17 protein-coding genes and 1 pseudogene are annotated in these 22,933 nt (G+C 38.6%); 12 read left to right on the forward strand and 6 right to left on the reverse strand.

The annotated features are described in order from the left end of the window. Nucleotides 1-449: 449 nt before the first annotated feature. A complete protein-coding gene (gene gldC, locus FQ608_RS19595; RefSeq protein WP_158860191.1) occupies nt 450-788 on the forward strand; it encodes a gliding motility protein GldC in 339 nt (112 codons plus the stop codon). A gap of 132 nt (nt 789-920) precedes the next feature. Here the strand turns inward: gldC and FQ608_RS19600 are convergent, their stop codons facing one another. Continuing rightward, nucleotides 921-1,457, reverse strand: coding sequence for an acyl-CoA thioesterase (locus FQ608_RS19600; protein ID WP_158860192.1), 537 nt, complete (start codon nt 1,455-1,457; stop codon nt 921-923). Between the two features lie 120 nt (nt 1,458-1,577). Between FQ608_RS19600 and FQ608_RS19605 the strand changes: the two genes are divergently transcribed. The 5 genes from FQ608_RS19605 (at nt 1,578) to FQ608_RS19625 (ending at nt 6,301) form a co-directional block, all read left to right on the forward strand. Continuing rightward, nucleotides 1,578-2,378 (forward strand): universal stress protein, encoded by an 801-nt coding sequence (locus FQ608_RS19605; RefSeq protein ID WP_158860193.1) that lies wholly within the window; start codon nt 1,578-1,580, stop codon nt 2,376-2,378. A gap of 10 nt (nt 2,379-2,388) precedes the next feature. After that, a complete protein-coding gene (locus FQ608_RS19610; RefSeq protein ID WP_158860194.1) occupies nt 2,389-3,366 on the forward strand; it encodes an NAD(P)H-quinone oxidoreductase in 978 nt (325 codons plus the stop codon). Nucleotides 3,367-3,485: 119 nt separating this feature from the next. Then, entirely contained in the window at nt 3,486-4,643 is a 1,158-nt protein-coding gene (locus FQ608_RS19615) for a methionine adenosyltransferase (RefSeq protein WP_158860195.1), read from the forward strand. 205 nt (nt 4,644-4,848) lie between these two features. Further along, nucleotides 4,849-5,598, forward strand: a complete 750-nt coding sequence (locus tag FQ608_RS19620) for a CHAD domain-containing protein (protein ID WP_158860196.1) — start codon at nt 4,849-4,851, stop codon at nt 5,596-5,598. A gap of 274 nt (nt 5,599-5,872) precedes the next feature. After that, nucleotides 5,873-6,301, forward strand: a complete 429-nt coding sequence (locus tag FQ608_RS19625; RefSeq protein ID WP_158860197.1) for a hypothetical protein — start codon at nt 5,873-5,875, stop codon at nt 6,299-6,301. Between the two features lie 71 nt (nt 6,302-6,372). Here the strand turns inward: FQ608_RS19625 and FQ608_RS19630 are convergent, their stop codons facing one another. Genes FQ608_RS19630 through FQ608_RS19640 form a run of 3 tightly spaced genes read right to left on the reverse strand, consistent with a single transcriptional unit; the run spans nt 6,373 to nt 10,762 of the window. After that, nucleotides 6,373-8,139 (reverse strand): C45 family autoproteolytic acyltransferase/hydolase, encoded by a 1,767-nt coding sequence (locus tag FQ608_RS19630; protein WP_158860198.1) that lies wholly within the window; start codon nt 8,137-8,139, stop codon nt 6,373-6,375. Further along, a complete protein-coding gene (locus tag FQ608_RS19635) occupies nt 8,136-9,644 on the reverse strand; it encodes a serine hydrolase domain-containing protein (protein ID WP_158860199.1) in 1,509 nt (502 codons plus the stop codon). Before FQ608_RS19635 ends, FQ608_RS19630 begins: the two co-directional genes overlap by 4 nt. Before the next feature lie 20 nt (nt 9,645-9,664). Continuing rightward, nucleotides 9,665-10,762, reverse strand: a complete 1,098-nt coding sequence (locus FQ608_RS19640; RefSeq protein WP_158860200.1) for a BamA/TamA family outer membrane protein — start codon at nt 10,760-10,762, stop codon at nt 9,665-9,667. A gap of 920 nt (nt 10,763-11,682) precedes the next feature. Here FQ608_RS19640 and FQ608_RS19645 point away from each other — a divergent pair. The 6 genes from FQ608_RS19645 to FQ608_RS19670 all read left to right on the forward strand — a co-directional run bounded on the left by FQ608_RS19645 (nt 11,683) and on the right by FQ608_RS19670 (nt 18,370). Further along, nucleotides 11,683-12,117 carry a DUF3788 family protein gene (locus FQ608_RS19645; RefSeq protein WP_158860201.1) on the forward strand — a complete coding sequence of 145 codons (435 nt, stop codon included), beginning with the start codon at nt 11,683-11,685 and terminating at the stop codon, nt 12,115-12,117. A gap of 169 nt (nt 12,118-12,286) precedes the next feature. Further along, complete coding sequence (locus FQ608_RS19650) at nt 12,287-12,583, forward strand: cupin domain-containing protein (protein ID WP_158860202.1); 297 nt, start codon at nt 12,287-12,289, stop codon at nt 12,581-12,583. A 201-nt stretch (nt 12,584-12,784) separates the two neighbouring features. Continuing rightward, nucleotides 12,785-13,921 carry a hypothetical protein gene (locus FQ608_RS19655; protein WP_158860203.1) on the forward strand — a complete coding sequence of 379 codons (1,137 nt, stop codon included), beginning with the start codon at nt 12,785-12,787 and terminating at the stop codon, nt 13,919-13,921. A 182-nt stretch (nt 13,922-14,103) separates the two neighbouring features. Beyond that, on the forward strand, nt 14,104-15,162 hold the full coding sequence (locus tag FQ608_RS19660) for a carbon-nitrogen hydrolase family protein (RefSeq protein ID WP_158860204.1): 1,059 nt from the start codon (nt 14,104-14,106) through the stop codon (nt 15,160-15,162). Between the two features lie 370 nt (nt 15,163-15,532). Beyond that, a complete protein-coding gene (locus FQ608_RS19665; RefSeq protein WP_158860205.1) occupies nt 15,533-17,212 on the forward strand; it encodes a hypothetical protein in 1,680 nt (559 codons plus the stop codon). Between the two features lie 12 nt (nt 17,213-17,224). Further along, a complete protein-coding gene (locus FQ608_RS19670; RefSeq protein ID WP_158860206.1) occupies nt 17,225-18,370 on the forward strand; it encodes a radical SAM protein in 1,146 nt (381 codons plus the stop codon). A 334-nt stretch (nt 18,371-18,704) separates the two neighbouring features. Here the strand turns inward: FQ608_RS19670 and FQ608_RS19675 are convergent, their stop codons facing one another. Together FQ608_RS19675 and FQ608_RS28110 are read right to left on the reverse strand one after the other, a co-directional pair. Next, nucleotides 18,705-22,502, reverse strand: coding sequence for a hybrid sensor histidine kinase/response regulator transcription factor (locus FQ608_RS19675; RefSeq protein WP_234364283.1), 3,798 nt, complete (start codon nt 22,500-22,502; stop codon nt 18,705-18,707). Between the two features lie 123 nt (nt 22,503-22,625). Beyond that, nucleotides 22,626-22,916, reverse strand: a pseudogene (locus tag FQ608_RS28110) (ligand-binding sensor domain-containing protein); the annotation flags it as partial. Between the last annotated feature and the right edge of the window lie 17 nt (nt 22,917-22,933).

A 22,933-nucleotide genomic window follows, 5' to 3' on the forward strand; every position in this document is an offset into this window, starting at 1 on the left:
AATGTGACCTTTCAATCCCTTGGTCGAAACCGCGGGCAACTAAATCGACAATCACCTAGAGGTTATTTAAAACACCATATCTATACGCCATCGATGACTGTCACAAATCCAACTTTATATCCGCTATCTTCTGCAAACGCTAGCGCTCTCCGTAATCTCCACTACACTCCAAAATCTAAATCTATAAATATCAAATTTAATATTTCCACCATATTTCGGCCGTAGGCCATATTTCAGCCGCAGGGTATATTTCTACTGTATTTCGTCCGTAGGCCATATTTCTACCCTATTTCAGCGGTAGGCCATATTTCTACAAGATCTCCGCCTTAGGCAATATCCCTTTTCTTTTGTACCTTTGCAGGCTGAAAAAAACAGGCATTAAAAGAGTTTATAGAAAAGGATCCAATTTGCGGATTGCCTGCTAACTATCGAAAGCAACGCTTACACCTATGAAAAAATCAGAAATCAGTTTCACGGTTAATTTGGATGAGAAAAACCTTCCCAAAACGATCGAATGGAATGCGACGGACAAAGAAGCAGAGGGTACGGAATCCACAAGAAGCATCAGCCTGAACATTTGGGACAACCTCAATCAAAGTACCCTCCGAATAGATTTGTGGACATCCGACATGTCGGTCGTGGAAATGAAGCGTTTTTATATCGATATTCTGGGAGGAATGGCGCAGACGGTGCTGAATAGTACTGGGGACGAATATTATGCGGAAGAGATCAAGGAACTATGCGACAGGCTTGTAAAGCATGTCAATGAGGAGAATAAAAAGCAATAGGTATTTTTGTTTAAGGTACACCTATCTAATGAAATTTCATTAAACATAATAAATTAGGCGATTAGATATTAATTAAATTCTGTTTTAAAAGCAAGTTTTAGGTTGGAAATGTGATTAGATAAAGTATCCAACTTAAATATCTAATTTATTGTGCTTTCCTTTCCCGAGTTGAGCCTTGATTTCTTTTATCCGCTCACGGATACCAAGGTTGGAAATATCCAGTGATTCTGATACTGCTTTTAGAAAATCGGCCACTGCTCCTTCGTGTGGGGTGGATTTGCCGTCTTTGATATGCACATAGCGCATAGTTGTCCACATTAAGGTTTTCAGTTCCTCCTTGCTGTCATCGGTCATATAATATTCCACGACTACCGATTGGTGGTCGTGCCAGATAACCCGGCTCATCACCCTTACCCACTCCCCCACTTTTGCCGGCCGGATATATGAAATATTATGGTTGTAGATCACCCAGGCGGCATTGTACTTCCGGATAAAATCAATCATCTCCACTCCGTACAACTTAGGTACCTGGTCTTCTCTGGCATTGAAAAAATAATCGAAGTACTTGGCATTGTTAAGGTGTTGCAGCGGATCACAGTCCTGAAAGCGGATAACTACCCTGCTTTCCGTCTCCCTGGGATAATGGCGCTCTGGATCAAATTCAAACATAGTTATACTGCGTTGGTATAGAACTGCTAAATTACGGGAATATTAGTGATTTAAATCATGGTTAGTTTCTGAATAATTCCCTAAATTCATTTTTTAATGATTAACTAACCTTTGGAACCCATGAAAATTCTCGTACCTACGGATCTTTCAGACAATGCACGCAACGCCCTGCAGTTTGCGAAAAGCTATGCCACCAATCAAGATGCCACCATTACCCTCCTTTATGCCTACTATGCAGTATATGACTTTGCAGCACAAGCCGCCGAGATCATAGCAGCTATAGAAAAGGATGCAAAAGCTGCCCTCAAAAAGGAAATCGTAGACAGTGGCGAAGGAATCGCCATTGACTACAAGATTGTGCAGGGGACCATCTCCACTGCCATCAACGCCACAGTCTTGGCAGGAGATTATGATATGATTATTATGGGTACCCAAGGTGCCAGTGGAATAAAGAAGACCTTAATGGGATCCAATACTGCCACTGTCATCAAGGAATGTGAGGTGCCGGTCATTGCCGTTCCAGCCCAAGCAACTTTTGCCGGGGTCGAAAAAATTATCGTAGCGGTTGAACTGAACAACGAAGACGAGAAACTCTTTGAGAAATTTATGCAGCTAACTGAATCTTGGAATCTGCCATATACCGTAATGCACGTCGAAAACAAGCATGATTTTAACAAAGATATTTCCTTTAAAGGTCTAAAAGAATTTCTCTCCGAGACTTATCCGGACTGTGAATTTGATTTCGTCAAGGTGCAGGCCAAGGAATTTGAGGAGGGAACAAATACCTATTTGAAGGACCATCCGAATTCCATGCTGGTGATGCTTTCCAAGAACAAAACTTTTTTTGAGTTTTTGTTTAACAAGAGCCAAAGCGTCGAATTTGCCTATCATACCCATGTGCCTCTTTTAATTGTAAAATAATTAAATTCTTTTGAAAGCTATTGTCATTACAGAACCGGGAGAGCCGGAAGTTCTCCAACTCAAGCAGCGGGAAACCCCTACTCCCGGACCCTTGGAGGTGCTAATCAAAGTTGCTGCCGCAGGAGTAAACCGTCCTGACGTATCCCAGCGTAAGGGCAACTACCCTCCCCCTACTGGAGCTCCTGCAGATATTCCAGGCTTGGAAGTATCGGGAATAGTTGTAGAAGTGGGAAACGATGTGAAAACCTGGGAAGCAGGGGATGAGGTATGCGCATTAGTTTCCGGAGGCGGGTATGCCGAATACGTTACCGCCCCTATTGAGCAGTGTCTTATTATACCCGAAGGTGTTTCCTTAGAAGACGCGGCCTCCCTTCCCGAAACATTTTTTACCGTATGGAACAATGTCTTTCATATTGGAAAATTCAAGCCTGGGGAAAGGGTACTCATCCATGGGGGAAGCAGCGGTATAGGAGTGGCGGCTATACAGATGGTAAAGGCAATGGCGGGGATCGTATATACCACTGCCGGGTCGGATGAAAAATGCCGGTTCTGCGAGCAGCTGGGTGCCGCACATGCTTTTAATTACCGTACCTCTGATTTTGAGGAGGAAGTCTTCTCCGTAACCGAAGGAAAAGGAGTTGATATTATCCTCGATATGGTAGGCGGAAGCTATGCCGCAAAAAACATACGGCTTTTGGGGTATCAGGGAAGGCTGATTATGATCAATGCCATGGATGGAAAGATGGGATCGGTGGACCTGATCCGCATTATGAAAAACAACCTGACAATAACCGGATCCACCCTTCGCCCCCAGTCAATTGCATATAAAGGGCACTTGGCCAAAACGTTAATGAACGAAATATGGCCATTTTTCCCTGAAAAAATCAAGCCCATAATCCATACCCGTTTTGCGCTGTCCGATGCCGCAAAAGCACATGCGTTGATGGAAAGATCTTCGCATATTGGAAAGATTTTGCTGGTGCCGTAGCGGGAAAGAAATCATTTTAGGCGAGGATAGCTCGGCTATAGCAAAATCCCAAATAAAAAAGTCAAAGTTCCATATATTGGTTTATATGGCCATTAAACAGGAACTATTTAATCTGTTAAATGAGCAGTTTCATTAACATACAATCCATTGCGGAGATTTCAACTAGTGAAATGGTGGAACGGAAAGGTATTGGCCATCCCGATACCATATGTGATCACATAGCAGAACAGGTTTCCATAGCTCTTTGTACCTATTATCTTGAGAATTTTGGGAGTATACTGCATTATAATGTTGACAAAGCACTGCTTGTTGGAGGGAAGTCTGCTCCCATATACAATGGCGGGGAAATTTTAAAACCGATAGAATTATATATTGCGGGAAGAGCAACCACTGAAGTAAAAGGAAAAATCGTTCCCGTGGAGGAAATTGCTATCAATGCCGCCAAGTTTTGGCTCTCCCAAAACATACGCTTTTTAGACGTTGAAAATCACATCCGGATCATTCCGAAAATTAGGGCAGGAAGCAACGATTTAGTTGAACTTTTTCAACGGTTTGGTAAAGGTGAGATTCCTCTTGCCAATGACACATCTTTTGGTGTAGGTTATTATCCCTATTCTGCTACTGAAAAAAATGTACTAGACCTTGAATCCCTTTTGAACGAAAAAAACACAAAGGAAAAATTTCCATTCATTGGAGAGGATATAAAGGTAATGGGCGTGCAGAATAGTCAAAAAAATCAATTCACGGTTGCAATTGCGATCATCGACAAATTCATATCCAGCATTGACGACTATGTGAAAAAAATAAATTCAATAAGAGAATTCATCCATACACATTTCGATAATCTTAATGCCGAAATTCAAATTAACACAGCCGATAATTTCAAAACAGAAAGTGTCTACCTTACTGTTACAGGCACAAGTGCCGAAGCAGGCGATGATGGACAAGTAGGTAGGGGAAACCGGGTGAACGGTTTAATTACTCCATACCGCCCCATGAGTTTAGAGGCATTCGCAGGCAAAAACCCTGTGAGCCACATCGGGAAAATCTACAATCACTTTGCCTTTGATTTAAGCCGCGCAATTGTTGAAAATAAATTTTCCGAAGAAGCAAATGTGTTTATCGTCTCTCAAATTGGGAAACCGATAACACAGCCTCAACTGTTGAATATCAAAGTAAAAAATGATTCTAGAGACAACGAGAGAATTGCCAAATTTGCTGCCGATAAGCTAAATGAACTTCCACATTTCTGGAAAAAAATAGTCAATCAAGCATAGTAAGGCGAAAATTAAGATGATAGAATGAAATGTTCACCAATAAATGGGTTTTGCATTATAGGGTGTACAGTGTGCAGAAAAATTCGATCATTTAAATATCTTTGATGCTGGCGTACAGTCTACGGTTTCAACACCCACCCAATGTAGCGCCCAAAAAGGACATAGACAAAATAGGCTTTCAACAACTATCAAAGACAAAATATTAATGGAAAAGAATTTATTGAATAAATATGTTCTTGACCTCCTTGAATCACTCGAGCAGAATTTTTCTGCCTATACGATACACAAAAAGCCAAAACATATCCACCAGTTGAGGGTGGATATTAAAAAATTAAAAGCCATATTTTCCTTTGCAAAACATATATATAAGACAAAATACAATACAATTAAACTCAAACCATTGTTTCGTAATGCAGGACAAATACGGGAAATTCAAATCAACATTCGCCTCTTGAATTCTGTTCATGATCCTCCCGAAGAATTAATTTCTCGGTTAGAAAAGAAAGAAAATATTCTCATTAAACAGTTTATTAAAAAGAGATCTCAATATCTCAAGCTTATAAAAGATTTTAAGAAAAAAACCAGTTTGCCCGAAATACTGCCCCATAAAAAGGCAATAAAGGAATATTTTAAAAGCGAGCTAAAAAATGCAGATGGAATACTCGAACATATTGACAGAGGAGGCATGCATAAATTTAGAAAAAAACTAAAAAAAATATTGTATATATACAATTCTTTGCCAAAAACAATACAAAAAAAAATTGAATTGAATGAAGTAAAAATTAACAAGCAACAAAAGAAGCTGGGGAATTGGCATGATACGAATTCCGCAATTTATTTTTTTTCCCAGGAACATTTTACTGCGCAGACATCCAAGTATATAATGAAGTTGGTAGAAAAAGAAAAAAGACAATTTAACAAGTTGTTAATTAGCTTGACTAACATAGCTAAATAAAAAGGTGGACCAAATCCCCTCCCAAATAGCTTGCTGCAATTTTTTTTTCAGTGAAGGAGGTTACGGCCATACCAGTCAAAGAGGTGGGCACTCGGAGGTATTTTAAAATAGCCTTTCTCTAAAGAACATTTCAGTATCCTCTTCCAAACCTTTTCCACACATGTGAAAAATAGAACCTCATCTATTTTGATTTGAAAGTTTAAGAATAGAGATTATATTTGGAAAGAGCAGGGATAGTTTCCGGGAAAACAACCATAATAAAACACTCATAAATATGGATCATGTAGTATATTTGGACTATAAAGCGAGAGAATTTGAAAACCTGAAAAAAGGTATTAAATCGATGATTATAAGGGGTGCAATGGGACGTAAAATTCCTTATGGAAAAGTTGAACCCGGTGACAAACTTTTCTTTATTGAAAACAATGGAGATGGATTTATCAAAGCATATGCATTTGTTTCTAATGTCATTAATTCAGAACAGTTGACAAAAGAAGAATCATTAAAGATTCTGGAACAAAATCAGGATAAACTGCATTTGGACATTCGTTTGAAAAAAAGATTTGGCGGAAAAAGATATTTGGTTTTAATATCAATCAAAGATTTCACTGAAACAGACGCCTTTAAAATAGATAGGAGTTCATTTGGCAACATGGATGATTGGTTGCCTGTAGGAGACATAGATCATGTGCGAATAAGATAAGAACAAACGCTGAATAACCCAATTGAATATATGGGTACATGCGAAATTGGAAGGTATAGGATACCCTGCCGTCAACGATTTGCTTTTTCGATCCGCTGAATTTTTGGTAAAACAGTGGATTCATAATAGTCCATTGCCTGATAATTTTCAATTAGTGTAACCAATGCGTTTTCCATCTCTTTTTGCTTTGTACCTTTTTCATGCATTTTCTTTAGAAAAGTTAATCGATAAATTTCCTGTATGGGACTAAGGTCCTCCGCAAAATTGAGAGATTCCTTGGATGCAGAAAAATCACTTCTCAAATAAGCGGCCATTCCCCCGTAAAACCGATACTCATTTACTTCGGGGGCTAATGAAATACATCGAGAGGCAAAAGTGTCCAGTTTTTCCCACTCTTCCTGTTTGAAAGCTTCCTCTGCGACCAAAAATTGTGCATTTGGGTCATCTGGGTATTTGCCTGCAAATTGCTCCAATTCCTCCAGTTTTTCCTCCTTTGAAAATAACCCAGTTTGAATGCGGCCGGCTTCTTTTACCTTTGCGTCCATCAATTCACTGGTCATGAAAAGTTTTGGGGGAATGCTGAAATCTTCGGAATAAAATAAAAACGTGCCCATTGCGGAATACACATCTCTCAGAGACATATAAAACCCATACCCTTTGGGATCGAATATTATCGTTTGTTGCCCCCAAGCATTTGCGATGGCACTTTTGGATCCCGACCAGGAATAATTACTTCCTGTCTCATCTGTTTGTAGACGGAAAAATGAAACGGCATCCGAGATATCATAAGATGGTTTTTTTGGGAAGCCTGCTGCCAATTTTTCTCTGTCCCGGTTGAATGAAAGTAACTTCACATAGGAAGGTTCCTGAGTAGCAAAAGCAGAGTCCACAAAATTGTTAAAATTCCAAAGTATGGAATTTTCCATTGGCTGAAAAACCTGACCCTTTGGGGATTTTTCCAATCGTAATCCCCTGCCTGCCTTTCGATCACTCCAGATCATTCCGCTCCCCACTCCAATTGTATATTTTTCTGCCATCTGAACTACCTTCTCCAAATCGGATACCTCCTCCAGAATCAATCTGGCAAGGTAAACAATTGGAAAACCATCATCGTAGGGTTCGGAGATAGCATAGGTCTCTTCGGAATATCCAATTCCCGCCTGATTATAGCCGGTTTCAACACCCATAAAAAGAGGGATTTCCATGCGGACTATTTCATGAAATCCCTTAGTTTTCTGTTTCACCACCACTGTATGATTGGAAAACAGTCCACCAAATCCAAAACCAAAAGGTTCTTGGGATCTCCCATGAATGATGGATCCATCTTCAGATCTCATCAATAAACCCGTACAGCCATTCGATCCCAAAACATCATAAAGTAAACTGACAGCAATTATTGTAATCTCTGGTACAGTAGAACCTTCGGATACCCCTTTTATTTCCTCCTGAAACCGTTTTGGAAGCTTCATGTATAATCCTAATGCCTTAAATTTGAGATATGCCAGTAAAAAGGGTTGGGGTATTCCGAGATCTTTCGCCAGGACTTTAAATATTTTTTTATATTCCAGAACAGCACTTTTGATTTCAGGGTATAATAGCACGCCATACTGCAATCCAATTTCATAATGATTCCCCTCTAATTCCAGCATGGGAGGAGCTTGGTCAAAACGATAAATCCTCCCCTTATTAAAGGAGTGGTAATTGTTTTCTTGTATATAGGCAAATGTTGGGTTGTCTTTCGGCCCTTTTAAAACAAAAAAATCGCTTGCCAGATAGATCAAAAGAATGCCCAGGGCCAATAGAAATACTAGACTATATTTTTGCTTCCACCATCTCATGAAATGACATTTTTGGGCAAAATGGAAACAGAAATAAACGCAAAGGCAAGCAATAGAATGGAACCACCAAGCCAGGGAGATGGGCCCGGGAATACAGCTTCAATAAATAAATAGGGTTGTGAATTGGCCCAAATCAAACCACCAATTAGGAGCCAGCCCAGTGAAAATTTGAAAATTGATGGCCAGCGATTTCCCATTCCCCTAAGTTTAAGTTGTCTCCTACCGTGTTTCAACTGATAAAAAACCAAAAAAAGAAAAAGAAGACTTCCTAAACCAATTAAAAACAACAGTATCCAAACCAATGAATTGCCGAATGAAATCACAGACATACCGACTTTCTCCACTCCCAGGAAGTCTCCCCATACCGAAAGAATTTCCGCAAAAAAAGGCCAACTCCTTTGGCTGTTTGTAAGGATGATTATGGCGTCACCAGATTCCGGAATTGAATGAAAATGTGTCATCCATCCTGAGCCCTGTCCACCATGCGAAACGGCTCTTCTGCCATTAGACAAATCTTCCAAAAAATGGCCCAAACCGTATGAGGGAAAAGCAATGGAATACACTCCAGATATCGGTGCCTGCACTTGATACATCCTAAGAATCATGTCTTCGTGAAGAATCTTGCGGCCAGAATCAGAAAAGTCGGGCATACCTGCCACAGCGAATGTAGTCAAATCTCCAATGGTAGCAAACATTCCACCTGCTGCCCTATCGGGATATATGTAAGGTGGAATGGAATGATTCTCTAAATCATATCCGTTTGGCACTCTGGATTCAAACCTTGCGGACCAACCAAATTCAGAATCGATCATTCCCAACGGATTAAAAACCACCTCTCTCATGTAGGTCCCGAAATCTTTGCCGGATACTTCTTCAATAAGCAACTCCAACAGGTTGAATCCGACATTGGAATAGGAGAAAGATTTACCAGGTTCTTGAAATAAAATTGCGTCTTTCGTCAAGGTCGAATGCAAAGATGGTCTTTCTCCTTCCGGAAGGTACCGCATACCTATGGTGCCCAGTTTCAATCCGGATGAATGAGCAAGGAGATGCCTTACAGTAATCTTTTCTGTATGATATTTCGATGGTGGAAAGGACCAGTTTTTAAGGTAAGTTATCACCGGTACATCAAGATCAATCATACCCTCCTGAACAAGTTTCAGTACCCCCCAAGTGGTCACAGATTTTGAAATGGATTCCACCCTGCAGATATTATCCAACTTCATCGGATTATTATTTTCAGCATCTGCATAACCAAAGGCTCCATACCAAACGGGTTGTCCCTGATGAATCACTGCAACTACGGCCCCTAGGATTCTATTTTTTTTTAACAAAGCAGGAACATTGGTTTCTAAAGTTTTAATAAAATCAACCGTTTTCTGATCTCCATCTTCTAGGTGATATTGAGATTGGAAAACCTCTGAATTCTTTTCTGCCTTTTTCAGGCACGAGGAAAAAAACAGAACCGACAAACTTAAAATAAACAGATGAGATAATCTCTTCATTCTACATGGAGTTTATTTGCTCAAAAAGCCTCACTAATTTTGATGTAAAATCCTCGATCATGACGACCGATTCCATAGTCCAATCGAATGTTGTTGGTATCATCCCGATTTATATTAAATCTGATGCCGACACCTCCTGCATATTTAGGATTGTCAAAAGAGATATCCCATTGATTGTTCCAAACCTCCCCGGCAGCCATGAATGCGGCAAATCCAAATCTGCCGAAAAGGTGTTGTCTGAGTTCGGCCTGTACCTGCAGGGAATTATAATCCCTGAACCTCCCCAAAAAGTACCCCCTCATCATTTCCCAGCCGCCGATCATAGAATATTCCTGAAAAGGCAATGTTCCTTCGGTAATCCTAATCCTGGCATTTAGGGCCAGGACAGTCTTCTTATTCTCTTTTAAATCAAAATATTTCCTCCCATCCAGCTGCATTTGGAGATGTGGATGCGTAGAACCCAAAAACTTGGAGTAATAGAAAGCGGAAAAGTCAACATAGTGATGCGATGTTGGCGCGGTGATGCTGTTTCTTTTATCCCACCGAAGAGAAATACCGAGCCCGGTTAAATTGCTGCCTTCCTGACCCGGGATATCCATTGCACTGGCGGAATTATTTAGAGCTTCCGCTTCAAAACGAGAGATTCGGGTCCAACGCAACGTCGGTCCAAAATAGAGACCTTCTCCTAATTTTTTGAAGGCCCCTTGCCTTACATTGAATTGTCTGTATTCGAGATTTAATACGTCCTCTTTCTTAGTTTCCGGCCCGATGCCCCAGTAATTATTGGGAAAATATTGATATTGTAAAGCTCCTTCCAAAATCCAGTTTTCATTTCTTAAAATAACAACTGGAATCACCTCAAACATGATCTGCTTATTTAAGGTATAAATAGCCGAGGTTAGAATCTGGGATGCCCTGGTTTCGTGTCCAGCATTTTGTGGTTTAAATTGGTAAATCAACAACCCACCAAACATAAGTCTAGTTTCTGGTGAATAACTGGCAAAAGGTAAAGGAATAAATTTGTTAACATAAGCAGAATCTATGTTTTTCTGTGCGTGCAAAGGAAAGGAAATCAAATATCCTATAGAGAGAATTAACAAAGACAAATATTTGAACATAAAATTGGCGGATTTCAAAATGATTGTTTTAAAATAAGTATGACCTAGAAATCAGACTTTAGACCCAATCAAGCACGTAATTTTTCCAATAATATAACTTTTTCTAATTCAGGATTCAGTTCCAATAAGTGCTTATAAAAATAATTAAATTGAAAGAAAAAAGATAACTTTTTTTAGATTAATATTTGTTTAAACGAGCCGGGGCTTTCAGATTACCAAAAAGGAAGTGGAACGGATGGCACAACCATCATTCCCTGCTCTTCTTGGCCACTCTCTTACTAATGACAGAAGGATGGCCAACGAAATAAACTGCCCCTTCCAAGTGTCAGGGACCTGAGAATATTGATGATTATGCTGCTGTTCATCTCACCCGAAGATTCTGAAAAGAGATTTAAGCAAATGAAAATAAAATTCACCTAGTCATATTTTAGTATGAGTATTTGAAAAAAGGTCTCACAACATTCCCCCCAAACCAACGTTTTTGATTTGAAATTTTAAGAAGTAGAATTATATTTGGTATGATCAGGAAAAATTTCCCTGACAAAATAAAAAGCAAAAAAATTAACACCTAAATTCTGAAAATTGCCATATAACCAACTATATCGCGTTATACTTAACACGGAAGCCATCCTCGAAATGGCATAAGAAGAATTGGGATATAATGATAAACTAAAGAATTAAGGAATTAAATGGAAAGAAAGAAAGAAAGAAAGCTCATTTTGAATCATCGGTGGTAGAAAGACGAGAAAGGGATAAGGATTTTGGGAAGATGGTAAAGAACTTTAAAAAAACTGTAACAAAAATAAGTACTAGATAGCGTTATATTCTTTAACGCCAGCAAAAGTAGGTAAGATACGGCTGAGAAAGAATCTAAAAGAACAAATGATTTTAGATGCCTATCCCATGTAGCAACCGAAGATATGATGAACGATAAAAAGCCACAGCAGCTTCTCGGTGATCCAAATCAAAAACCTACCGACAAACTATTTCGGAGTATTCTTGACGAGCAGGTCTATGAAATTATGAAAAAAATTGACCAAACCATTCTGGCAGCAGGGCTCGTACTAGAATGGAGATATTATAATGATGGTAAGGCTTGGCTGGGAAAGGTTACTCACAAGAAAAAAACTGTCGTTTGGCTATCTGTTTGGAACGAATTTATTAAAGCCGGTTTCTACTTTACCGAAAAAACCCGTCCGGGTGTTATGGATTTAGATTTCGGATATGCTATTAAATCTTCATTTGCTGTCACAAAACCTGTGGGAAAACTTATTCCGCTGCTTGTTGATATAGAAGATGAAGAAAGATTGAAGGACTTTAGCCTAATATTAGTCTACAAAAAGAATCTTTGTTAGTATTATTGCGATTATTGGGATCTTGGAAAGGGAGAGGCAAGTTCTATTGCTTTAGCTTTTGCACCAGTCAACTTTTTAACCTATATTCACAGTATAACGCAAAGACTTGATACTTTGACAGGTAATTTTATCAGACCGATCACCATCCAAAAAACGAGAAAGACAAGTTATGACTATCAAAAAAATAAAGGAAGAACTTAAATCTTCAAGCCATCCGGTGGCAAAGTCTCTACATCACGGCAATGGAATTAAAGTACTACTTATAGGATTCAACAAAGGAATGATTTTAAGAGAGCACAAAGCTCATAGTCCGGCTAAATTGACCGTCTTGGAAGGTGCGGTAAGTTACCAGGAAGAAAATAGAGTTGTTGAGCTGCGGCAATATGATGAAGTTGAAATACCAGTGGAAGTAACACATGCCGTGGAAGCACTTGAGGATAGTCTTTGTATATTGACACAGGGTTGAAATCACCTCCAAGAGCCAATTTTTTTAATTTGTCACTTACAGTAGTTTCCATTTTTTCGGAGGCCTTGGTGGGTGTAAATTGGGTATTATTTATTATTGATGACAGGGCGCTGTGTTAAACAGAAATTAGGGGTGAGATTTCCTCCTTAACCTGATTATGAGGATGTTTAGTATATAACTAAGTTTCTAAATAGAATGAATTTGAAATCAGACATAATCCGGAAACGAAAGAGGGACGCCATAGATAATATTGATATTTACTCAAAACCATCGAACGGAACTGTTTATTCGCCATTTGGTTTTGATATTGATCCCATGGAAAAACTTATGCTGGTAAATTTTGAAAAGGATCCGGATGAGTTTTATAATATTCTTGAATTCCAGCAATCCCGTGATAATAGGGGTATAAAGCATATATTGGTTATAGCTTACCGAAAAGACGGTTCAACAGATGTTTATCATCAAGCAGGCTTTCCTTTTGGATCCCAAGATAGTGTTCTGAATAATGCCAGCTTTTTTGAAAGAAGCTTAGACAATGCAAAATTTAATGTGAATTCAGATCTTATGGAAGTATATTTTTTGTTCGAAGACAAAATGGGCCGTGAGATTAAAGTAATTGTCAACGAACGTAAAAGAGAGAAAAAGACCCCATTCTTTTTGCTGGCACCTGTGGGATCAAATTCCAAAAAGCCGAAATCCTTACCCATTTATTCGCTTTATGAGATGTCCTTTACAAGGATAAAACATACTGATATTAGTATAGAAATAAATAAAGTAACCCATAAACCAGATACCTTTCCAATACCGATAGATTGGTCTAGAAACTACTTTACCCGCTATTCTGCAGATACGTTTAATGTTGATTGGAATAAAAATTTCAATGGTCAATTATCCCCACTAAGCCCTGATAACAATCAAAGAATTGAAAACTTGGGGGTAACCTACGAAATGGTAGAGAAAAGTGGCCATTATGAAATAAAGCGGATGAGTGCGAAAAATAAAAAACATAAGATTGTCATTGAGTTTTATCCTCCAATACCAGATATTGTCTGTCTTAGGGATGAGATGGATATTGTTGGGGACTTTTCGATTACAACCGATAATTCTTCAGGTGCGGTCAGTGGCTATTACCAAATTAAACGGCAGGGAAACGAAATTGAGATTGAAATTAATCCCAACAAAGGTTGGGAACCCAATGAAAGCAGATGTATACTGAATCTTTTATTCTTTTTTGTTAAGATCTTCAAGGAATGGCCCAAAAGCTATGTCTGGAACGCAAAGATAAGTTTGGATGAGAAAAGCCGTCCAACTATGCAGTCAGGTTGGAAAAGGATTTAATTGAAATTTGATAAAACATTCAATTAAATCTTGATCCACCGGAAAGATACTTTGATGTGTCAATGTGGATAGGGACAAAAATTTTGAATTATTCTATAGTGGCTTGGCTAGGGACGGGAAAATGTCATGTAAATAAGCTACTGTTTAGAAAATTGCATTTAAAACACTACCTTACTAGTACCATGAAAAACAATCCCCAATCCCGTAGAAAATTTTTAAAGACCGCAGCATTGACCTCCGGTATTTCCTCCATTGGAGTAATGTCAGTTAACAGCCAACCCCTTCAACCGGAAGAAGTGAATGAAAGGCTTCCCCGGGAAGTCTGGGTGGCGGGTATATCCCAGGAGAATTTGTCTGCGGAAACAGCAGAAGATATGGTTGACCGGATTTTCCAAATCATGGAACAAACGCTTGTTTATCAGCCGGACATCATTTGTTTACCGGAGGTTTTTCACACCTCAAATGTCAAAAAGAAATACAATATCAACGAAAAAGTAGCCATTTCAAATGACATACTTGTTAAAATGGCTGCATTCGCCAAGAAGCATCATTGTTATCTTGTAGTGGCAGTAAATACAACCGAAAACGGCCAAACCTTTAACTCGGCAGTATTATTGGGCAGAGACGGTTCCGCCGTTGGTGAATACCGAAAGATCCATTTGACCGAAAATGAAATTGGCAACGGGCTTACTCCCGGCCCACTCGATCCGCCGGTTTTTCAGACTGATTTTGGCAAAGTGGGTATTCAAATCTGCTTTGACATAATGTGGGACGACGGATGGAAAAAACTGAAAGATCAGGGGGCAGAAATCGTTTTTTGGCCTTCAGCCTATGGCGGTGGACAGAGCCTGCAGCTAAAAGCCCTACAACACCGATATGTGCTCGCTACAAGTACAAGAAAAGGGAGTTCCAAAATTTGGGACATTTCCGGAAAGGAAGTAGTAAATACGGGCTTCTGGGAAAACAACTGGTACTGTGCGCCGGTAAACTTTGAAAAGGCTTTTTTACATACCTGGCCCTTTGTCCAGCACTTTGACAAAATTAAATCCAAATATGGCCGAAAAGTTCGTATAACTAATTATCATGAAGAAGAATGGTCAGTTATTGAGAGTCTTTCCCCTGATGTGGTTATTGCGGATATCTTGAAAGAATTTAACCTTAAAACCTACGATCAGCACCGGAATGATTCGGAGGCTGCTCAAATCAAAGCCCGGGATTCACAGGTTCTGAAGAAAAGTTGATTGGGTTATAAAAGTCACTTCCTGGTACTCCAAAAATTGCATCGGGAAAGTATGGAATTCCGGTAACAGGTAAAATTTTTTATATCATATTTCCAATAAAAGGTAGATTAATTTCATTATTTATTTTTGAATATATAAATAAATAAAAAAACATCATAAAGAACATCGAAAACATTTTTAAGCTCTATTAAGGTGGAAAAATAAGTCTATTTTTTTCTATAAAAAATTTTTAAATTTAGACAAAACCTATTGGGTTTCACTTGGTTGACGGCTGGTAGTGGATGATTGGACTGCCAAGGACAATGGACAACAATTAGTGGCAGTAAATGCCCAAATACGTCTTATTTCTTTACGTAAAACCTGATTTACCATGAAACGCCGTGCTTTTGTTCCAAGTATCCTGTCGATTGGATTAAGTTTGATCCTATTGACCAACAGTTGTTATTATTACAAACCCGTAGCCCAATCCGTTCCTTCCTATGCCACAGAGGCGAATGTAGAAAAATGGGAAAATAGAACGTTAATTTTACGGACTGCACAGGGATATTACCTTTTGACAGACTTCAACCTCAATCAACAAGAGGAAAAGCTGCACGCTACGCTTGCAAAAGTCCCAGCGGAAAACACTATCTATCTTTCTGATTACATGCAAAGATACCGCTACCGCCCAGCTAATAAAGAAGTATTAGAAGAGATCCACCTTCATACGGATCTTGGAAATATGGGGGATTTTGGTGACCGGGTGGATATCTCCATGAGCGATATTCAAAGTATCGAAGTAGTCGAACGGGACCGGGCAAGAAGCACAACGACTACCATCTTGGCAGTTGCGGGAATTACCGTTGGAGTATTCGCCCTCATTATTGTAATTGCATTACTTACCAAGAGTTCCTGTCCGTTTATCAGTGTGTATGACGGTGAGAAATACGTTTTACAAGGAGAGACTTTTGGGGGGGCTATTATACCCGCATTGGCTCGTGAGGATTTTTTGCCACTTCCGGACCTTTCTATCAATAAGGATTTAAAACTGATGATCAGCAATGAATTAAAAGAAAGGCAATATACCGATATGGCGGACCTTATGGTGGTAACCCATAATCGGGATGAAAAAATATTTATAGATCCATCCGGAAACCTGTTTAAATCAAACACCTTTCATAAACCCTCCCATGCACGATTAAACCATGACCTGGATATGCTCTTCCCTCTTTCCGAAGTGGATAATGTATCCTGTACATTCAATGATGTCAACCATGATCCCGTAAATGAACTCTATGTAAAATTTGACAATCCTGAATCACAATATCCCCAAGGATTGCTTCTTTCGCTTAAAAACAACTATTGGTTGGAATATGTGGTTGCGGAATTCTACAGTGCTTTCGGAGACAGGTATTCCAAATTTGTTGCTAAACAGCGAAAAGGGTCGGGTGAAGAAATCCTCGAATGGATGAATAAGCAGGAAATGATGCTTACTGTTGAGGTAAAAACGGAAGACGGTTGGGAAGTAGCACAAAAAATTAAGACCATAGGGCCTTTGATGAATCGGGAAGTTCTAATACCGTTGGAAAATATTGCAATTTATGATGATGAGTTGGAGGTAAGGTTGAGGACAGGGTTTATGTTTTGGGAATTGGACAAAATTGCACTGACAGAATTGGTGCCAATATCAACCGAAAATATGGAAACTATCAAACCAATCACTGCTTTAGATGAAAAAGACCAAAATGTGCTGTCACCTATATTGGAAAAAGATGGAATTTATATGGAACAATTTGAAGTAGGAAATAGAGCCTATTTGACGTATCGGTTTGATAATTATAACCCTGATAAAACTTATTCTGCCTTTTTACACACAAAAGGATACTATGAACCTATCCGGGAATTTACAGGCAAGGCAGACCGGAAATTTTTGACTCAATTCAGAAACGACGGAATGCTGCCAACCTTCAGTTTGCAACGTTATTTGGAAATAAGCCAAGGTCAGTACCTAACTGAAGAATCGTCGAATGGAAGTCCGTGGAGATCAATAAAAAAACGAAACTCAAATTAAAGCTTTTCCAATATGGCGGATTCTATAAACAGGTCAAGACCTTCCTATTTCATTCAAATCGCCCTACGAATGCGGGTAAGGATGCATATAGTATTCTTGGCCTTTAAAGTGTATCGATCAATAAAAAAGGTGAAATTGGTTTTTTCCGAGATTATGAAAATTGACCGAAAAATCTCGGGAGGCAAGCGGAAATATGTTTTGAAAAACGGAAAATACTGGATAGGGCTATACATGCCTGCGTTTCCATCCAAAAATTTTGACCGGTATATCCTTTCAGAGATGAATCGATTCGTCCCCCATACATTTGCCGTCAACAATTTTCAACAAGTGAATTTTGCGATAACCACAAAGTGCCCCATGCGCTGTGAACATTGTTTTGAGTGGGACAACTTGAACCTTCACGAAACATTCACGAAGGATGAACTCAAAAATGTAATTTCTAAACTGCAGGCAAGAGGTTTGGGCCATATTTCATTAAGCGGAGGTGAGCCCATGGTCCGGTTCAATGATATGCTTGAATTAATTGGGGATGCGGATAAAAGTACAGCATTTTGGGTTCTTACATCGGGTTTTAACCTCGATTTCTCACGTGCCCAAAAATTAAAACAAGCAGGGGCTACCGGCGTAATCGTAAGTCTGGATGATATTACTCCTGAAAAACACAATAGGTTTAGAGGACACAATCAGGCGTATCAGTTGGCTACCAAGGCTGCCCAGGCAACAAATCAGGCAGGATTGATGCTGGCAATATCGGTTTGCGTATTACGTGAAAATGCAAACGCCGCTTTTTTGACCTCACATGCCGAAGCAGCCACTGCTATGGGTGCAGATTTTATACAATGGTTGGAACCCAAAGCAGAAGGAAATTTCAGGGGAAAAGATGTTACCTTAAGCACAGAGCAGATAATCGAAATGGAAAAGTCATTTTTAAGCCTGAATCATGATGCCCAATACCTTCATATTGCCCCCATCATGTACCACGGATATTATCAACGGAGGCTTGGTTGTCTTTCTGCGGGCAAGTCCAGTTTTTATGTAGATAGCAGAGGGATGGTTCATTCATGTCCATTCTGCCACTCTTCTGATTATCAAATTATGGACTGGCTGAACAATGCCGATCCAAAAATGAATAAAATATCTGCATGCCCTTCGTATTGAATTTCATGTATGTGGACGGGTGTATACTTTAGGGACTCTTCAAGGCATTCTGCCAAACATAAAAACAGGTAAATTAAGTAAGATAGATGATAAATAATACCATGATCACAACAAAAATCATTAAGGCCCAATCCCATCCCTTAAATTGAAAAAACTTTTGAAGACTCATAATTTAATAGACTATTGAACTCTAAAAATCAAAATAATATTGCGATTATTGGGGTTGAAATTGTTCAAATAGTTAGTCATAAATGTTCATTTTGCAAAGAAAATAAACTGTTTCAAGGGGTAGGTTAGTTCTCTTTAGGATTAAATATTAGTAAGTTTTCAAAGTTCATAAAATTGTACTTTCATTTTTCATAGTAGTGCCATTTTCACTCTCAGCCATAAACTCCCGTGGAGACTTGCCGAAAAAAAGCTTGAAAGATTTGCTGAAATATTTAGGATCACTAAAACCAACCCGATAGGCGACATCGGCTATCGTTGCTTCTCTCTCGCATAATAACAACGATGCTTTTTTCAGCCTTACCCTATTAATAATTTCAATAACATTCAAATCGGTCAGCTGTTTTAATTTTCTGTAAAGCACAGGTCTACTTAATCCCAAAAGGTGGGCTAGCCTATTGACATTGAAATCATCTTCGCCAACATTGATTTCGATGATTTCTACAACTTGTCTTAAAAAGTTACTTATTGGTGATTCCTGGGTTTCCAGTGTCGGATGAAGTAAATAATCACGCATGAATTTCTTCTTAAAGTTATCCCGATTACGAATAATATTGGCAACTTTTAGCTTCAATATTTCTAATTGGAAAGGTTTGGTAATATAATCGTCACTTCCGCTTTCCAATCCAAGTACCATGTTGTCATGGGAAGATTTTGCAGTAAGCAAGATTACTGGAATGTGGTTGGTCTGAATGTCCCCTTTAATCAAACCCAACAGCGAAATTCCATCCCGGTTAGGCATCATGACATCGCTGATAACGATATCAGGCAAGGATTTTTGGGCCATTACCCATCCCTTTTCACCATCTTGGGCTTCTAATATGTTATATGAATTAAGGCTGTTAACTATAATTCGCCTTAAATCATTATTATCCTCTACCACCAAAATAGTGATCTCATGAATTGTTTTAGGTTGATTAATATCTAATACTGTATTGTTTGGGAAACACTGCATAGCAGTTTGTACATCAATCATTCCCTCAATATTGCCTTTATCCCTCTGATAGTTTTCTTCACTAACCCCACCAAACGAAGGATTTGAATCCAATTGCCGAGTCCCTAATGGGAGAATGACTGTAAATGTTGTTTTAATCTCCTTTGCCTTAATATTTAAACTTTTGGCATAAATTTCACCTCCGTGGGAGTTCACAATCGATTTAGCTAAAGCGAGACCCAACCCTGAACCGCTACTATTTCCTTTAAGATTACCCGCCTGATAAAAGCTTTCAAAAATTTTATCAATTTCATTTGGCGGGATGCCTACACCGTTATCGGAAACATTGATTTTCACATATCCTTCTACATATTGATCTGTTGGCGTACCTTTATCTAATGCCACGACAATTTTACCATTTTCAGCTGTATATTTAAAAGCGTTGGAAAGCAAATTAACAATCACCTTCTCAATCAAATCACGATCAACAAAAACTTCAATATTATTTTCAATTGAAGTGAATATTAGGGATATTTTGTTTTTTCTAGAATAATAACTAAAGCTGACTGTCACGTCCTCAACCATCTCAACTATGTTTTGAGAGGAAATTTTTAGCGGTGACAGCCCACTTTCCTGCTTTCGGAAATCCATCAATTGATTAACTAATTTTAGTAGCCTATTAGCATTATCTTTCACAGTGTTTAATAAAAAGCGACCTTCCTCTGAAAATGTATTTTCTTTAATTAACTGTTGAATAGGAGTCAAAATCAGTGTTAGGGGGGTTCTAAATTCATGAGAAATATTGGTGAAAAAATTTAATTTAACTTCATTAAGTTCATCCTGGCGCAATTTCTCCAAGTGTTCCAGTTGTAGATCATGTTCCAGCTTGGTCCTAATTTTTATAAAATTCAATAAGATTAAAATTGACCCTAGAACGATGCAACCGTAAATCGTATACGCCCACCACGTTTTCCACGGAGGAGGAAGTACTTTTATTTTTAGAATTGTAGGCTTCTCATTCCAAACACCGTCATTATTCGCGCCTTTCAAAAAAAGAGTATAGTTGCCTGCGTTTAAGTTTGTGTAAGTAGCTGAGGGATGGTTAACATAATTCCAATCATCCTCAAATCCTTCCAATTTAAAAGCGTATTGGTTTTTATCCGGGAACATGTAGTTTAATACCGCAAAATCCACCGTAAAAATATTTTGACTGTGGGATAAAGTAATACTTTCTGTTTCCGAAATGTGTTGCTTTAGTAGACCGGATTCTTGGGGCATAACAGATTTATTAAATAACTTAAGATCCGTCATCACCACGGGCGGCCTAAATAAATTGGTTTTTAAACTGTCTGGATGGAATATAGTTAAGCCCTGTGAGCTACCAAAGGCAATTTCCCCACCCTTTAAACTCGCGTATGATCCAACTACAAATTCATTCCCAATGATGCCATCCATTTTTTCATAATTCTTCACCAGACCTAAACCTGGATTGAATTTGGAGATCCCATTGTTAGTACTCAACCATAAATTTCCATGCATATCTTCTGTGATCCCAAAAATGTTATTACCAGGCAGTCCATCTTTTGATGAGAAATGGGTGAATTTCTTATTTTTTGGCTCAAATAAATTTAGCCCATTACTATAAGTACCTATCCATATCCTTCGGGATTTATCCTCAAAAATACTTACAACCATATCCCCGCTGATCCTAGTTGAGTCTGATAAAGAAAATCGGAAAACTTCAAATTTATTTTCACCCCTCCACTTAACATTGACACCGTTTTCTGTACCTACCCAAAGGTTTTCTTGGCTATCCATCAGCAAGCAACGCACGTAATCAGAACTAATGCGACTTTCAATGTTTTTTGAAGTATTGTAAAGGATGAATTCATTAGATTCCGGACTTTGCAAATAATTTAGTCCACCACCATGTGTGCCAAACCATATGCCCCCGTCTTTGTCTTCCTCAATGGCATATATACTATTATCGGATAATGAATGGGGATTTGAAGGTTCATTTTTAATTTGAATAAATTTATCAGCATCTTTTTTTAGCAGATTTAATCCACCTAAATAGGTTCCTACCCACAAATTTCCCTCTTTATCTAGCTCTAATGTTTTTATGCTATTATGGCTGAGGCTGTTAGGCATCGAAGGGTCGTGCACAAAAGATGTAATAAAACCAGTTTTTCTGTCAAGTAAATTGAGTCCTCCACCGTCTGTTCCAATCCAAATTTTATTAGAATCTGTTTCTGCAATACAGCTTACAACCTGATGACTTATACTATTTGTATAAGAAGAATAGGTGTAGTTTTCGAAGTTAGGGTGGTGAGGATAATAAATATTTGCTCCGCCAAAATAGGTCCCTATCCAAATGCCTCCATTCTTGTCTTGATAAATGGATCTTATCGAATTATGGGAAATAGAATTCGGATCATCCTGATCTGCCAAAAACTGATAGCATTCTTTATTTTCTGAAAAATAGCTCAAACCTTTGAAAGTGCCCACCCAATACCCTCCGTTCCTATCTTTTAAGATAGACCTAATTTCATTATCTGCCAAACAGGTGGATGATTTTGAATCCACCGTTAGGTAGGAAAATGTATGGTTCTCTTGATCATAAATATTAATTCCACCATTTTTAGTGCCTATCCAATATTCATTTTCTCCGACTTCCTGAATAGCAGTGATATTTTCGTCATTTAATGCCGTTCCCTGGGGACCGTTAAAAAAAGCATTTTCAAATTCCAGGGTAAAATTATATTGGTCAACAATTTTCAGTTTGGTTTGAAATAAACCAATTTCACTTCCTAACCAAAGGTAGCCATCTTTATCTTCATAAACGCATTGAACGGAACTACTCGGGACATCAGCTTTCTCAAAAAGATCTTGATGAAAAATCAATCTTGGTGTCAGACTCTCATCTGCAATAACAAACAATCCGAAACTACTTGCGACGAAAACCCTGCCCATTCGGTCCTCGCTTATAGAAAAAATTATCGGTTCTCCTTTGCTTTCCGATCCGGGTGGATCAGGTAAAGTAATCAGTCTAAATTTTTCCGATTTTGGGTCAAACAGATTTAAACCTGTGTAGGTCCCTACCCAAAAATTTTTCTTGCTATCTTCAAATAATGAAATTACATAGTTGTCAGACAGTGAAAGAGAATCCCCAGGTTCTGTCCTGTATATTGTAAAATTTCTCGTGTCGTATTTGTTTAACCCGTCCCGTGTACCGATCCAAATTAATCCTTTATGGTCTTGGAAAATTGAAAACACGCTACCTTGGGATAATCCGTCTTCGACAGTTAAATCGGTGAATTTGAATGTTCTTAATTGGGAACATGCCTCCTGATCCCAACTAGCTATCATCCAAATCAGAATGGACATCAAAATATAATCGGAAA

The organism is Lunatibacter salilacus, assembly GCF_009797935.1.
GTDB lineage: Bacteria > Bacteroidota > Bacteroidia > Cytophagales > Cyclobacteriaceae > Lunatibacter > Lunatibacter salilacus.